The sequence below is a fragment of the Saccharopolyspora hirsuta genome, from assembly GCF_008630535.1.
GTDB classification, from domain to species: domain Bacteria; phylum Actinomycetota; class Actinomycetes; order Mycobacteriales; family Pseudonocardiaceae; genus Saccharopolyspora; species Saccharopolyspora hirsuta.
In genome coordinates this window covers 213,890-227,264 of record NZ_VWPH01000008.1, presented here as the reverse complement: position 1 = coordinate 227,264, position 13,375 = coordinate 213,890, and the positions used below count along the sequence as shown (strand labels likewise).

Sequence of the window (13,375 nt, the reverse complement as noted above, 5' to 3'; positions counted from 1 at the left end):
GGACTCGACACAAGAGATGTCATGCGTCCTCCCAACAGGCTTGAGGTGGACCGCGAGCCTACCCACCGGTAGTCGCCTCCCGCGCGGCACCGCGATCAACACCACACCCTGCCGGTCAGCCGCAGTTCTCGGCGCGCTTCAGGAGCAGGTCGCGTTCGCGGGTGTTGGCGGTCAGCTCGGCGGCGCGCTCGAACTCGGCGCGGGCCTCGGCGGGCCGGTCGAGCTTGACCAGCAGGTCGCCGCGGACGCTGGGCAGCAGGTGGTAGCCGCTCAGCGACCCCTCGGCCACCAGCTGGTCGACGAGGTGCAGGCCGTGCTCGGGGCCGAACGCCATCGACACCGCCACCGCCCGGTTGAGCTCCACCACCGGCGACGGCATGACCTCCGACAGCTGCTCGTAGGTCCGGGCGATCCGCGCCCAGTCGGTCTCGTCGGCGGTGCGGGCCCGCGCGTGGCAGGCCGCGATCGCGGCTTGCAGCTGGTAGGGGCCGGGCGGTGCGCCGATCGCCTCCGCCCGCTCCAGCGCGGCGAGCCCGCGGCGGATCAGCAGCTGGTCCCAGCGGGTGCGGTCCTGCTCCAGCAGCAGCACCGGTTCGCCGGTCGGCCCGGTGCGCGCGGCGGCTCGGGACGCCTGGATCTCCAGCAGCGCCACCAGTCCGTGCACCTCGGGTTCGGCGGGCACCAGACCCGCAAGTATCCGGCCGAGCCGCAGCGCGTCGTCGCACAGCTCGGTGCGCATCCAGTCCGCGCCCGCGGTGGCCGTGTAGCCCTCGTTGAAGATCAGGTAGACGACTTCCAGGACCGCGGGCAGCCGCTCCGCGAGCTCGTCCCCGCTCGGCGCCTCGAACGGGATCTGCTTGCGCGCCAACGTCTTCTTGGCCCGCACGATGCGCTGGGCGATGGTCGGCTCGGGCACCAGGAAGGCACGGGCGATCTCCTTGGTCGTCAGCCCGCACAGCACCCGCAGGGCCAGCGCCACCCGCGCCTCGGTGGACAGCACCGGGTGGCAGGCGGTGAACACCAGGCGCAGCAGGTCGTCGCCGAAGTCCGGGCCGTCGTCCACCTCGATCTCGGCGTGCTGCCGCTGCTCCAGGTCGCGGCCGATCTCCTGCTGCTTGCGCGCCAACCGCTCCTTGCGGCGCAGCTGGTCGATCGCCCGGTGCTTGGCGGTGGACATCAACCAGGCGCCGGGGTTGGGCGGGACACCGGTCTCCGGCCACTTCTCCAGCGCGATGACCAGCGCGTCCTGCGCCAGCTCCTCGGCCAGGCCCACGTCCTGCACGAGCCGCGCCAGCCCGGCGATGAGGCGCGCCGCCTCGATCCGCCAGACCGCTTCGATGGCGCGGTGGGTCTCGGAAACCGTCACCACGCCATCTCAGCACAGCTGGTCAGGCGATCCCGCCCGCTTCGCGCACCTCGTCGCGCAGCTTCGCCTCGCGGGCGGCCTCCTCCTCGGACATGTCGAAGTCCTCGGCCTCGAAGACCCGCCGCACCTCGACCGGTTCCGGGCACCGCTTGGCCCACTCCAGGGCCTCCTCGCGGGAGCGGACCTGGAGCAGCCAGAACCCGGCGATCAGCTCCTTGGCCTCGGTGAACGGGCCGTCCACCACGGTCCGCCCGCCGCCGGTGGCGATCTCGGTGCGGAAGCCCTCGGAGCTGGGGTGCAGACCCTCACCGGCCAGCAGCACACCGGACTTGACCAGCTCCTCGTTGTAGTCGCCCATCGCCTTGAGCTCGTCCTCGGTCGGCATCGCACCGGCCTCGGTCTCCGGGGTGGACTTGACGATCATCATGTATCGCATGGCGGGTCGCTCCCTGGTCCTCCGCCGCTGACCAGCGGCGGATCGGTGCACAAGTTCTACCAGCGCAGGGCCGGTTCAGCCGGTGAATTCGCGGATCTCCGCCGCGAACCGCACCTCGACGTCCTCGACCGCCCGGACCTGCAGCACGGTGACCGGGACCGGGCAGCGCCTGGCCCACTCGACCATCTCCTCGCGGGAGCGCACCTGCAGCACCCAGAACCCGGCGATCACCGCCTCGGCGAACGGGCCGCGCACCACGACGCGCCCGCCGTCCTCGGCGACCTCGGTCCGGAAGCCCGCCGAACTGGGGTGCAGCACCTCCCCCGCCAGCAGCACACCTGCTCGGACCAGCTGCTCGTCGTAGTCGCCCATCGCCTCGACGAGCTCCGGGCCGGATGGCGCAGCCGTCATCAGGAATCGCATCTCGGGGTCCTCCTGTCCGCGCGGCCGGACCGTCCGGCCGCTCACCGACGCATCGAACGGAGAACCCCGAGATCGACATGACCCCCAGGGCTCTCCGCTCAGCCAGCCAGGTGCCGCCGGATGAGGTCGTTGGCGCGCTGCGGCTCCTCGTTGTTCGTCATGTGCCCGCAGCCGGTGAACTCGACCAGCTCCGCGTTCGGCATCCGCCGCGCCGCCTCACCGGCCATCCGGTGCAGATCGCTGGACTCCAGCTCGCCCACCACCAGGACCGTCGGCGCGGCGATCTCCTCCAGCCGACTGCGCACGTCCTCCTCCAGGAGGGCGCCGGTCGCGGTGTGGTGGTTCATGATCGTGGTCATGGCCATGTCCCGGCACCGCCGCCGCAGCTCCGGATCCACTTGGTCGGGCTGGCGGTGCGGGCCGTCCACCGCGTAGCGCACCAGCGCGTCGAGGTAGGCCTCGGCGTCCATCGCCTCCTTCGCCGCGTCCTGCGCGCGGTGGTGCTCGATGATGAACGGGTCCCGGAACTCCACCGGCGGCACGCCCGGGCCGAACAGCACCATCCGCCGCACCCGGTCCGGGTGCTCCAGCGCGAACGTCAGCGAGGTGGCCCCGCCCATCGAATTGCCCACCAGCGAAGCGCTTTCGAGCCCGAAGTGGTCCAGGACCGCCAGCAGGTCCTGGTACGGGTGGTGGTCGCGCATCGCCGTGCTGGAGCGCCCGTGCGAGCGCGCCTCGTAGCGGATCAGCTGGTGCTCGTCGGCGAGTTCGAGCTGCTCGTCCCACATCTGCACGCCGAGGAATCCGGCGTGCAGCAGCACGATCGGCGGGCCCGAGCCCACCACCTCGGCGTAGAGCTCCCCGTCGGGGACCGGGATCTTCGTGGTTTCGATGGCATTCATGGCAACCAAGGTGTCATAATGACACCGTGGTTGACAACTCTCCGCTTCCGCCGGAACGACTCGGACCGCGACTGGCCGAGGTCTACGCCGTCCTAGGCCCGCTGTACCGCAGGGTGGCGCGGCTGGTCGAGCACGACAGCCCCCGCAGCGGCCTGTCCATCGGCGTCCGCGCCGTCCTCGAACGCCTGGAGATGGCCGGGACCGCCGAAACCGTCCCGCAGATCGCCCGCACCCTGGAGCTGAGCAGGCAGTTCGTCCAGCGCATGGTCAACGACGCGCTGGCCCAGGACTTCGTGGAGCTGAAGCCGAACCCAGCGCACCGCCGCTCCTCGCTGGTGGAGCTGACCGAGGCGGGCCGCGCCGCGATCAACGCCCTGCAGCAGCGCGAGCACGAGACGATGGGCCGCGTCGGCGGCGACCTCACCGAAGCCGACATCGAGACGACCCTGCGAGTCCTGCGGCACATGCTCGCCTCCGTCCCCGAAACAGACCCCGCTGACACGAAGAACCGGGCCAGGCGATCACTCACCTGACCCGGTTCTCGTGGACTGAGCCATCCATCCCGACGGGCACCGCAGCCGCGAAGCCCGACCCCGCCGTGATCCACAATCTCCCGCCAAGCGCCGCAAGGCGCTTTCGGGCCCACCCTGGCAACTCGCACCGCCGCGGGTTCTCAGCGTTCGCCTGGCGAGGACGGCCCAGCCGCCGTGTATTTGGCATACATAAGGCTGGGCATCCGCAGTCCAGGCGGGCGCTGAGGTTCCGCTACCGGCACCGCCACGCAAGACGAGCCTGGAACAACCGTATTTCAGCGGCCCTTGCGCTCGCGGAGCTTGGCCAGCGCTTCTTCCAGGATGGCCATCCCGTCGGCGTCGCTGCGGCGCTCCTTCACGTACGCGAGGTGGCTCTTGTACGGCTCGGTGCGCCGCGCCGAGGGCGGGTTGTCCTGGTCCAGGCCCGCCGGCAGTCCGCAGCGCGGGCAGTCCCACTCCTCGGGCACCTCGGCGTCCACCGCGAACGACGGCCGGCTGTGGTGCCCGTTGCTGCACCAGTAGTCGACGCGTTTGCGCGGCGCGGCTTCCCCCCGCTCCGACTCGCCCACCGCGGGGCCGGAGCCCACTCGCGTGCCGCGAATGGCGTTACCACCAGTCATCCATCCTCACCCACCAAGCGGCCCTGGGTCGTCGACCGGCTGGGGTGCCGACCGATCAACCGATCTTGATCAACAGGCCGACCCCGACGATGGAGATCACCCACAGCGCCATGACGAACAACGTCATCCGGTCGAGGTTCTTCTCCGCCACGCTGGAACCGGCCAGGTTGGACTGCATACCGCCGCCGAACAGCGAGGAGAGGCCACCACCCTTGGCCCGGTGCAGCAGCACCAGCAGCACCAGCAGCACACTCGTCACGATCAACATGATCTGCAGGAAAAGAGTCATCACGTCCTCGTTCGCACAGCGGTTCGCCACCAAGCGTACCGGGCCGCCAACAGCGAGTTGACCACTGTCCACCGTTTGCCACGGAGACGCTCTCACACTGCTCCACCCGGGGCATCCCCCAGGGTGGCGATGTCGGGTGACGGGCACCCGCGCCCGGCTCGGCGGGTCGCGGGCGCCCGCCGGAGGTCACGGCAGGGGGCCGCCTGCCGCCATGGCGGAGAGCTTGGCGAACTCGTCGCCGTTGAGGCTCGCGCCGCCGACCAGGGCGCCGTCCACGTCCGGCTGACCGACCAGGTCGCCGATGTTGCTCGACTTCACCGAGCCGCCGTAGAGCACCCGCACCTCGTCGGCGATCTCCTTGCCGTACTTCTCGGCCAGGGCCGCGCGGATCGCCGCGCAGACCTCCTGCGCGTCCGCGGCGGTGGCCACCTTGCCGGTGCCGATCGCCCACACCGGCTCGTAGGCCACCACGACCTGGTTGATCTGGTCGGCCTTGAGGCCCTTGAGCCCGTTGATCAGCTGCGTCGTGCAGTGCTCGACGTGGTTGCCCGCCTCGCGCACGTCCAGCTGCTCGCCGACGCACAGGATCGGCGACAGGCCGTTCTTCAGCGCGGCGCGGACCTTCTTGTTGACCAGCTCGTCGGTCTCGCCGTGGTACTCGCGGCGCTCCGAGTGGCCGACCACCACGTAGGTGCAGCCCAGCTTGGCCAGCATCGGGCCGGACACCTCACCGGTGTAGGCCCCAGACTCGTGCTGGGAGATGTCCTGCGCGCCGTACTTGAGCAGCAGCTTGTCCCCGTCGACCAGGGTCTGCACGCTGCGGATGTCGGTGAACGGCGGCAGCACCGCCACCTCCACCTTGGCGAAGTACTTCTCCGGGAGGGCGAAGGCGACCTTCTGCACCAGGGCGATGGCCTCGAGGTGGTTCAGGTTCATCTTCCAGTTGCCCGCGATCAGCGGCGTCCTGGCCATGGTCAGCGCTCACCTTCCAGGACGGCCACACCGGGCAGGTCCTTGCCTTCCAGGTACTCCAGCGACGCACCACCGCCGGTGGAGATGTGCGAGAAGCCGTCCTCCGGCAGGCCCAGGGTGCGCACCGCGGCGGCCGAGTCGCCGCCGCCGACGACGCTGAACGAGTCGGAGTCGACGATGGCCTGCGCGATGCCGCGGGTGCCGTCGGCGAACGCCGGGAACTCGAACACCCCGGCCGGGCCGTTCCAGAACACCGTGGCCGACTCGCGGAGGATCCCGGCGAACTCCTCGACGCTGCGCGGGCCGATGTCCAGGCCCATCCAGCCGTCCGGGATCGCGTCGGCGGCGACGACCTGCTTGTCGGCGTCGGCGGCGAAGCGGTCGGCGACCACCACGTCCACCGGCAGCACCAGCTTGTCGCCGTGCTCGGCCAGCAGCTGCTTGGTGGACTCGATCTGGTCCTCCTGCAGCAGCGAGCTGCCCACGCCGTGGCCCTGCGCGGCCAGGAACGTGTAGGCCATGCCACCGCCGATGAGCAGCTTGTCGACCTTGGGCAGCAGCGCCTTGATGACGCCGAGCTTGTCGGAGACCTTCGAGCCGCCCAGCACCACCGCGTAGGGGCGCTTCGGGTCGCCGGTCAGGGTGCGCAGCACCTCGACCTCGGCGAGCACCAGGCCACCGGCGTAGGCGGGCAGCCGCTTGGCGACGTCGTAGACCGACGCCTGCTTGCGGTGCACGACGCCGAAGCCGTCGGAGACGAAGGCCGCGTCCGGGCCCACCAGCGCGGCCAGCTCGTCGGCCAGCGCACCGCGCTCGGCGTCGTCCTTGCTGGTCTCGCGGGCGTCGAAGCGCACGTTCTCCAGCAGCGCCACCGAACCGTCGGTCAGCCCGGCGACCACGGACTTCGCCGAGTCGCCGACCAGGTCACCGGCCAGCAGGACGTCGGTGCCCAGCAGCTCGCCGAGGCGGCGGGCCACCGGGGCCAGGGAGAACTTCGGGTCCGGCTCGCCCTTCGGCCGCCCCAGGTGCGCGGTGAGCACGACCCGGGCACCGGCCTCGGTCAGCTTCCGCACCGTCGGCAGGGAGGCGCGCACCCGGCCGTCGTCGGTGATCTTCTCGCCGTCCAGCGGCACGTTGAGGTCGGCACGCACCAGAACACGCCGCCCCCGAACGCCCTCGGACAGCAGATCGTCGAGGTTCTTCACGCTCTGCTCCTACGCAGTTATGAGAAAGGCCCGCACGAGCCGGGTTCCCTTACCGCTCGTGCGGGCCTTCAAGGACTGGTCCTTGCAAGCGGCGAAGCCGCTTCCAGCGGTGGACCGGCCGCCGCGACGCTCAGCTCGCTACCGTCCTGAGCCGCCGCAAGCGGCGAAGCCGCTTAGCCCACCTACGCAACTGGCACCGCCGCGGGTTCTCAGAAGCTTTCTCGCGAGGACAGCCCGGACGCCGCGTATTGGTTCATACTCAAGTCCGGGATCCCGCAGTGAGAAAGCTTCTGAGGTTCCGCTACCGGCACCGCTGCGCAAAACGAGCCTGGAACTCTCAAGAAAGCTTCTTGCCGACGAGGTCGACCAGGTCGGCGAGGCGGTTGGAGTAGCCCCACTCGTTGTCGTACCAGCCGACGATCTTGACCTGGTTGCCGATGACCTTGGTCAGCGGCGCGTCGAAGATCGTCGAGTGCGGGTCGGTCACGATGTCGCTGGAGACGATCGGGTCCTCGTTGTACTTGAGGATGCCCTTGAGCTTGCCCTCGGCGGCAGCGGCCTTGAACGCCTCGTTGACGGCCTCGACCGACGCCTCGCCGCGCACGGTGGCGGTCAGGTCGGTGGTCGAGCCGGTCGGCACCGGGACGCGCAGCGCGTAGCCGTCCAGCTTGCCGTTGAGCTCCGGCAGCACCAGGCCGATGGCCTTGGCCGCACCGGTGCCGGTCGGCACCACGTTGACCGCGGCGGCGCGGGCGCGGCGCAGGTCCTTGTGCGGGCCGTCCTGCAGGTTCTGGTCCTGCGTGTAGGCGTGGATGGTGGTCATCAGGCCCTGCTCGATGCCGAAGGCGTCGTCGAGGACCTTGACCATCGGGGCCAGGCAGTTGGTGGTGCACGAGGCGTTGGAGATGATGGTCTGCGAGCCGTCGTACTTGTCGTCGTTGACGCCCAGCACCACGGTCAGGTCCTCGCCCTTGGCCGGGGCGGAGATGATGACCTTCTTCGCGCCGCCCTCGTCCACGTGCTTGCGGGCGTCCGCGGCGTTGGTGAAGAAGCCGGTGGACTCCACGACGACGTCGACGCCCAGGTCGCCCCACGGCAGCTTGCCCGGGTCGCGCTCGGCGAGGATCTTGATGAGCTTGCCGCCCACCTCGATGCCGTCGCCGGTGACCTTCACCTCCTGGTCGAGGCGACCGAGGATGCTGTCGTACTTCAGCAGGTGGGCCATGGTCGCGACATCGCCCAGGTCGTTGGCGGCCACGATCTCGATGTCGTGATCACTGGCGGTGGCGGCCCGCCAGAAGTTCCGCCCGATCCGACCGAAGCCGTTGATACCTACGCGAACGGTCACGCCGATCTCTCCTCGTGACTGACCCGGCCGACGACGCGGCGGGTGAGGTTGATGGTCTCGACTTCACCCTATCTGCCATCGAGGCCGGTGCACGCGGGCGGGCGAGGCCGCTCACCCACCGGAACGGGGATGATCACCACCGGGCGCCCGCGAACCCCGGAACAACCGCATCACAGCTGGTCAAAGCCCCCAGAACGGGCTCCCCCGCCCGTGATCGGCATCTCTGCAACGGTTCTGGCCGAGCCCCGCGGGACCACAGTTTCAATTGAAACTGTGGATATCCCCGCACACCGGGTCGCGGTTTCAGCTGAAACCGCGATCAGGACCCGGATCAGGCCTCGGCTTCGAGCATCTCCGCGGTGACCGCGGACTCGGTGTCCGGAACGCCCAGTTCGCGGGCGCGCTTGTCGGCCATCGCCAGCAGGCGGCGGATCCGACCGGCCACCGCGTCCTTGGTCATCGGCGGGTCGGCCAGCTGGCCGAGCTCCTCCAGCGAGGCCTGCCGGTGCGCCAGCCGCAGCTTGCCCGCGACCATCAGGTGCTCCGGCGCCGTCGGGCCCAGCAGCTCCAGCGCCCGCTCCACCCGGGCCGCCGCCGCGACCGCCGCGCGCGCCGAGCGGCGCAGGTTCGCGTCGTCGAAGTTGGCCAGCCGGTTGGCGGTGGCCCGCACCTCGCGGCGCATCCGCCGCTCCTCCCAGGCCAGCACGCTGGAGTGCGCGCCGAGCCGGGTCAGCAGCGCGCCGATCGCGTCGCCGTCGCGGACCACCACCCGGTCCGCGCCGCGCACCTCGCGGGACTTGGCCGCCACCCCGATCCGCCGCGCCGCGCCGACCAGCGCCAGCGCCGCCTCCGGGCCGGGGCAGGTGACCTCCATCGACGAGGAGCGCCCGGGTTCGGTCAGCGAGCCGTGCGCCAGGAACGCGCCGCGCCAGGCCGCCTCGGAGTCGCAGGCCCCGCCCGAGACGACGTGCGCGGGCAGCCCGCGCACCGGGCGGCCGCGCGGGTCCAGCAACCCGGTCTGCCGGGCCAGGCCCTCCCCGTCGCGCACCACGCGCACCACGTAGCGGGTGCCCTTGCGCAGCCCGCCGGAGGTGATCACGTGCACGTCGGAGTGGTGCCCGAAGAGCTCGTGGATCTCCTTGCGGAGCCTGCGCGCGGTGGAGCCGCTGTCCAGCTCGGCCTCGACCACCACCCGGCCGGCAACGATGTGCAGCCCGCCGGCGAAGCGCAGCAACGAGGAAACCTCAGCTCGTCGGCAGCACGTCTTGGTCACCGCCAACCGGCTCAACTCGTCCTTGACCGCCGCGGTCATCGCCACCGGTCCGTCCTCCTCTCCAGTGCTGCCCGCAGGCTCGCCGCGAGCGCCTGCGGGTCGTGCCGTCCCGGCACGGCGGGTGCGGCGATCTCGTCCAGCAGAGTCCGCGCACCCAGTTCGGCCGCCGCAGCGCGGAGCCGGTCCGGGGTGGGAACCGAGTCCGCGTCGGCCAGCACCGCGTCGACCCGCAACCGCGGTGCGTGCTGCGAGAGTACGTCCAGGTGCTGTTCGGGTGAGAAACCCGCCGTCTCACCGGGCTGCGGCACCAGGTTTAGCACCACGAACCGGCGCGCGGAGGTGCGCACCAGCGCCTCGTGCAGCTCCGGGACCAGCAGGTGCGGCAGCACGCTGGTGAACCACGAACCCGGCCCGAGCAGCACCAAGTCCGCCGACAGCACCGCATCGACCGCTTCCGGGCAGGCCTTCGGGAGGGCCCCGCCGTTCGCCTGCAAGCTCACCTGTTTCACCCGACCGGGCGTACTGGCGATGGCGACCTGACCGCGGATGGTCCGCACCGAGTTCGGGTCGGAGTCCAGCCCGACCACGTCGGCGGACATGTCCAGCGGTTCGGTGGACATCGGCAGCACCCGGCCCCGCACGCCGAGCAGGCGGCAGGCCTGGTCGAGCACCTGCACCGGGTCGCCGAGCACCTCCAGCAGCCCGGCCAGCACGAGGTTGCCCACGGCGTGCCCGGCCAGCGCGCCGCTGCCGCCGAAGCGGTGCTCGAACACCGTCGACCACAGCTTCCCGTCGGGATCGCTGTCGGACAGCGCGGCCAGCGCCTTGCGCAGGTCACCGGGCGGCAGCATGCCGAGCTCGCGGCGCAGCCGACCGGACGAGCCGCCGTCGTCGGCCACCGTCACCACGGCCGTCACGTCCGAGGTGATCTGCCGCAGCGCGGACAGCGTCGCCTGCAGACCGTGCCCGCCGCCGAGGGCGACTGCGCGCAGCTCGGTGCTCACTCTCGCCCCAGGTCCCGGTGCACCGTCTTGACCATCATCCCGTCGTCCTCGGCCAGGCGGCGGGCCAGCTCCTCGGTCAGCGCGACGCTGCGGTGCTTGCCGCCGGTGCAGCCCAGCGCCAGCGTCAGGTAGCGCTTGCCCTCGCGGTGGTAACCGGCCCCGACCAGGCGCAGCAGCTGCTGGTAGCTCTGCAGGAACTCCTCGGCGCCCTCCTGGCCGAGCACGTAGTTGCGGACCTCGTCGTCGAGGCCGTTGAACTCGCGCAGCTCGGGGATCCAGAACGGGTTGGGCAGGAACCGGCAGTCCATCACCAGGTCGGCGTCCATCGGCAGACCGTACTTGTAGCCGAAGGACAGCACGGTGACGCGGGTGCGGGTGCTGGCCTCGGTGCCGAAGGCGTCCTCGATCTTGGACCGCAGCTGGTGCACCGACAGGTTCGAGGTGTCCAGCACCAGGTCGGCCTCGGAGCGCAGCCGGGACAGCAGCGACCGCTCCGCGGCGATGCCGTCGGCCAACCGGCCCTCCCCCTGCAGCGGGTGACTGCGCCGCACCCCCTCGAAGCGGCGGATCAGCACCTCGTCGGTGGCCTCCAGGAACAGCACCTTCGGCTTGTAGCCGCGGGCGTCCAGGTCCTTGATCACCGCCCCCAGGTCCTCGGTGAACGCGCGGCTGCGCACGTCCATCACCACCGCGACGCGGGTGACCGCTCCGCTGGAGCGCGCCCCCAGCTCCACCATGGTGGCGATCAGCTCGGGCGGCAGGTTGTCCACCACGAACCAGCCCAGGTCCTCCAGGCACTTGGCCGCGGTGCTGCGGCCCGCTCCGGACAGGCCGCTGACGACCGCGACCTCGATGCCCGACTCCTCAGTCACTGCTCTCCCCTTCAGCGTTCTCCGTCGCCGGGCGCGGCCCGGCTCCCCCGTCCGCCGCCAGCGCCGAGTGCACGGTCTCGGCGGTGCGGCGGCCGATCCCGGGGACCGCGGCGATCTCGTCCACCCCGGCCTGGCGCAGCTTGCGCACCGAACCGAAGTGCTTGAGCAGCGCCGTGCGGCGGGTCTCGCCCAGTCCCGGAATCGCGTCCAATGTGGAGCTTGTCATGCGCTTGCCGCGCTTCTTGCGGTGGTAGCTGATGGCGAAGCGGTGCGCCTCGTCGCGGACCCGTTGCAGCAGGTAGAGCGCCTCGCTGGTGCGCGGCAGGATCACCGGGTCCGGGTCGGCGGGCAGCCAGACCTCCTCCAGCCGCTTGGCCAGGCCGATCACCGCGACGTCGGTGATGCCCATCTCGGTGAGCGCGTCGGCGGCGGCGTTGGCCTGCGGGGCGCCGCCGTCGATGACCAGCAGGTTCGGCGGGTAGGCGAACTTCTTCGGGCGACCGGTGTCCGGGTCGACGGCCGCCCCGACCTGCTCGCCCTCGGGCTTGCCGGTCTCGCTGAGGTAGCGGTGGAAGCGGCGGCGCACCACCTCGTCGATGGAGCCCACGTCGCCGCCCTCGGCGCCTTCGCGGACCTCGAAGCGGCGGTACTCGGACTTGCGCGGCACGCCGTCCTCGAACACCACCAGCGAGGCGACCACGTCGCTGCCCTGCACGTGGCTGACGTCGATGCACTCGATCCGCAGCGGCGCGGTGTCCAGCGCCAGCACCTCCTGCAGCTCCTGCAGCGCGGCCGAGCGCGCGGTCAGGTCCCCAGCGCGGCGGAGTTTGTACTGCTGGAAGGCCTCCTTGGCGTTGCGCTCGACAGTCTCCATCAGCGCCCGCTTGTCGCCGCGCTGCGGCACCCTCAGGCTCACCCGGCTGCCGCGCAGCTCGCTGAGCCACCCGGCGATGGTCTCGGCGTCCTCGGGCAGCTGCGGCACCAGCACCTCGCGCGGCACCGGGCTGCCCCCGGCGTCGGCCTGGTCGGCCAGCGACGCCTGCTCGCCGTAGAACTGGGTGAGGAACTGCGAGGTGAGTTCTGAGGTGTCCATCTCTGCACCATCAGCCTTGGCGACCTTGTCGATCACCCAGCCGCGCTGCCCGCGCACCCGGCCACCGCGGATGTGGAAGACCTGCACGGCGGCGGCCAGCTCGTCCTCGGCGAAGGCGACCACGTCGGCGTCGGTGCCGTCCCCCAGCACCACCGCCTGCTTCTCCATCGCGCGCCGCAGCGCCTCCAGGTCGTCGCGCAGCCGGGCGGCGCGCTCGAACTCCAGCTCGGCGGAGGCGGCCTGCATCTCCTTGTCGAGCTTGCGCATCAGCTGGTCGGTGTGCCCGGCCAGGAAGTCGCAGAAGTCCTCGACGATGTCGCGGTGCTCCTCGGCGCTGACCCGGCCGACGCACGGCGCCGAGCACTTGCCGATGTAGCCGAGCAGGCACGGCCGGCCGATCTGGGAGTGCCGCTTGAACACCCCGCCGGAGCAGGTGCGCGCCGGGAAGACCCGCAGCAGCAGGTCGAGCGTCTCCCTGATGGCCCACGCGTGCGCGTACGGGCCGAAGTACCGCACGCCCTTGCGGCGCGGGCCGCGGTAGACGTGCAGCCGCGGGTACTCCTCGTGCAGGGTCACCGCGAGCACCGGGTAGGACTTGTCGTCGCGGTAGCGGACGTTGAACTTCGGGTCGTACTCCTTGATCCAGGAGTACTCCAGCTGCAGCGCCTCGACCTCGGTGCCGACGACGGTCCACCGGACCCCGGTGGCGGTGGTGACCATCTGGCGGGTGCGCGGGTGCAGCCCGGCCAGGTCGGCGAAGTACGAGGACAGCCTGCTGCGCAGGCTCTTCGCCTTGCCGACGTAGATCACCCGGCCACCGGCGTCGTGGAACCGGTACACGCCGGGGGCGTCCGGGATCGTGCCGGGTGCGGGTCGGTAGGTGGACGGATCGGCCACACCACCACCCTACGTGCGTGGTCCGACTGCCTGGATCTCGGTGCGGGGCGCACCATCCGGCCGCGGGGCGGGGCACACTGGATCTCCACGACGATGATCGGCCCGGGGAGGTCTCGCGCCTCCCCGCAGCAGGCGGGAGGTC

14 protein-coding genes are annotated in these 13,375 nt (G+C 71.1%); 1 reads left to right on the top strand and 13 read right to left on the bottom strand.

Annotation, left to right across the window (positions count from 1 at the left end):
• Positions 1-115: 115 nt before the first annotated feature.
• The 4 genes from F1721_RS19225 to F1721_RS19210 form a co-directional block, all read right to left on the bottom strand.
• On the bottom strand, positions 116-1,366 hold the full coding sequence (locus F1721_RS19225) for an RNA polymerase sigma factor (RefSeq protein ID WP_211840526.1): 1,251 nt from the start codon (positions 1,364-1,366) through the stop codon (positions 116-118).
• Positions 1,367-1,388: 22 nt separating this feature from the next.
• Positions 1,389-1,802, bottom strand: coding sequence for a YciI family protein (locus F1721_RS19220; protein ID WP_150068088.1), 414 nt, complete (start codon positions 1,800-1,802; stop codon positions 1,389-1,391).
• Between the two features lie 75 nt (positions 1,803-1,877).
• A complete protein-coding gene (locus F1721_RS19215) occupies positions 1,878-2,213 on the bottom strand; it encodes a YciI family protein (RefSeq protein WP_246155146.1) in 336 nt (111 codons plus the stop codon).
• Between the two features lie 110 nt (positions 2,214-2,323).
• Complete coding sequence (locus F1721_RS19210; protein ID WP_150068086.1) at positions 2,324-3,127, bottom strand: alpha/beta fold hydrolase; 804 nt, start codon at positions 3,125-3,127, stop codon at positions 2,324-2,326.
• 26 nt (positions 3,128-3,153) lie between these two features.
• Here F1721_RS19210 and F1721_RS19205 point away from each other — a divergent pair, with 26 nt between their 5' ends.
• Positions 3,154-3,660 (top strand): MarR family winged helix-turn-helix transcriptional regulator, encoded by a 507-nt coding sequence (locus tag F1721_RS19205; RefSeq protein WP_150068085.1) that lies wholly within the window; start codon positions 3,154-3,156, stop codon positions 3,658-3,660.
• A gap of 275 nt (positions 3,661-3,935) precedes the next feature.
• Here F1721_RS19205 and F1721_RS19200 read toward each other — a convergent pair whose 3' ends face one another.
• The 9 genes from F1721_RS19200 to uvrC form a co-directional block, all read right to left on the bottom strand.
• Positions 3,936-4,280 carry an RNA polymerase-binding protein RbpA gene (locus F1721_RS19200; RefSeq protein WP_150068084.1) on the bottom strand — a complete coding sequence of 115 codons (345 nt, stop codon included), beginning with the start codon at positions 4,278-4,280 and terminating at the stop codon, positions 3,936-3,938.
• Positions 4,281-4,335: 55 nt separating this feature from the next.
• Complete coding sequence (gene secG, locus F1721_RS19195; protein ID WP_093155681.1) at positions 4,336-4,569, bottom strand: preprotein translocase subunit SecG; 234 nt, start codon at positions 4,567-4,569, stop codon at positions 4,336-4,338.
• Positions 4,570-4,755: 186 nt separating this feature from the next.
• Positions 4,756-5,541, bottom strand: coding sequence for a triose-phosphate isomerase (tpiA, locus tag F1721_RS19190; protein ID WP_150068083.1), 786 nt, complete (start codon positions 5,539-5,541; stop codon positions 4,756-4,758).
• 2 nt (positions 5,542-5,543) lie between these two features.
• A complete protein-coding gene (locus tag F1721_RS19185) occupies positions 5,544-6,746 on the bottom strand; it encodes a phosphoglycerate kinase (RefSeq protein ID WP_150068082.1) in 1,203 nt (400 codons plus the stop codon).
• Positions 6,747-7,083: 337 nt separating this feature from the next.
• Positions 7,084-8,094 carry a type I glyceraldehyde-3-phosphate dehydrogenase gene (gene gap, locus F1721_RS19180; protein ID WP_150068081.1) on the bottom strand — a complete coding sequence of 337 codons (1,011 nt, stop codon included), beginning with the start codon at positions 8,092-8,094 and terminating at the stop codon, positions 7,084-7,086.
• A 331-nt stretch (positions 8,095-8,425) separates the two neighbouring features.
• Positions 8,426-9,412 carry a DNA-binding protein WhiA gene (gene whiA, locus F1721_RS19175; RefSeq protein WP_150068080.1) on the bottom strand — a complete coding sequence of 329 codons (987 nt, stop codon included), beginning with the start codon at positions 9,410-9,412 and terminating at the stop codon, positions 8,426-8,428.
• On the bottom strand, positions 9,403-10,371 hold the full coding sequence (locus F1721_RS19170) for a gluconeogenesis factor YvcK family protein (protein ID WP_150068079.1): 969 nt from the start codon (positions 10,369-10,371) through the stop codon (positions 9,403-9,405). The genes whiA and F1721_RS19170 overlap by 10 nt, the downstream gene beginning before the upstream one ends.
• Positions 10,368-11,243, bottom strand: coding sequence for an RNase adapter RapZ (gene rapZ / locus F1721_RS19165; RefSeq protein ID WP_150068078.1), 876 nt, complete (start codon positions 11,241-11,243; stop codon positions 10,368-10,370). The genes F1721_RS19170 and rapZ overlap by 4 nt, the downstream gene beginning before the upstream one ends.
• Positions 11,236-13,233: an excinuclease ABC subunit UvrC gene (gene uvrC / locus F1721_RS19160; protein WP_150068077.1), complete on the bottom strand. Its 1,998-nt coding sequence runs from the start codon at positions 13,231-13,233 to the stop codon at positions 11,236-11,238. Before uvrC ends, rapZ begins: the two co-directional genes overlap by 8 nt.
• Between the last annotated feature and the right edge of the window lie 142 nt (positions 13,234-13,375).

Bases quoted from the DNA above. Each gene is read 5' to 3' on its own strand.
- F1721_RS19220 (WP_150068088.1), bottom strand. From the start codon at position 1,802: ATGCGATACATGATGATCGTCAAGTCCACCCCGGAGACCGAGGCCGGT.
- F1721_RS19215 (WP_246155146.1), bottom strand. From the start codon at position 2,213: ATGACGGCTGCGCCATCCGGCCCGGAGCTCGTCGAGGCGATGGGCGAC.
- secG (WP_093155681.1), bottom strand. From the start codon at position 4,569: ATGACTCTTTTCCTGCAGATCATGTTGATCGTGACGAGTGTGCTGCTG.
- F1721_RS19200 (WP_150068084.1), bottom strand. From the start codon at position 4,280: ATGACTGGTGGTAACGCCATTCGCGGCACGCGAGTGGGCTCCGGCCCC.
- tpiA (WP_150068083.1), bottom strand. From the start codon at position 5,541: ATGGCCAGGACGCCGCTGATCGCGGGCAACTGGAAGATGAACCTGAAC.
- F1721_RS19210 (WP_150068086.1), bottom strand. From the start codon at position 3,127: ATGAATGCCATCGAAACCACGAAGATCCCGGTCCCCGACGGGGAGCTC.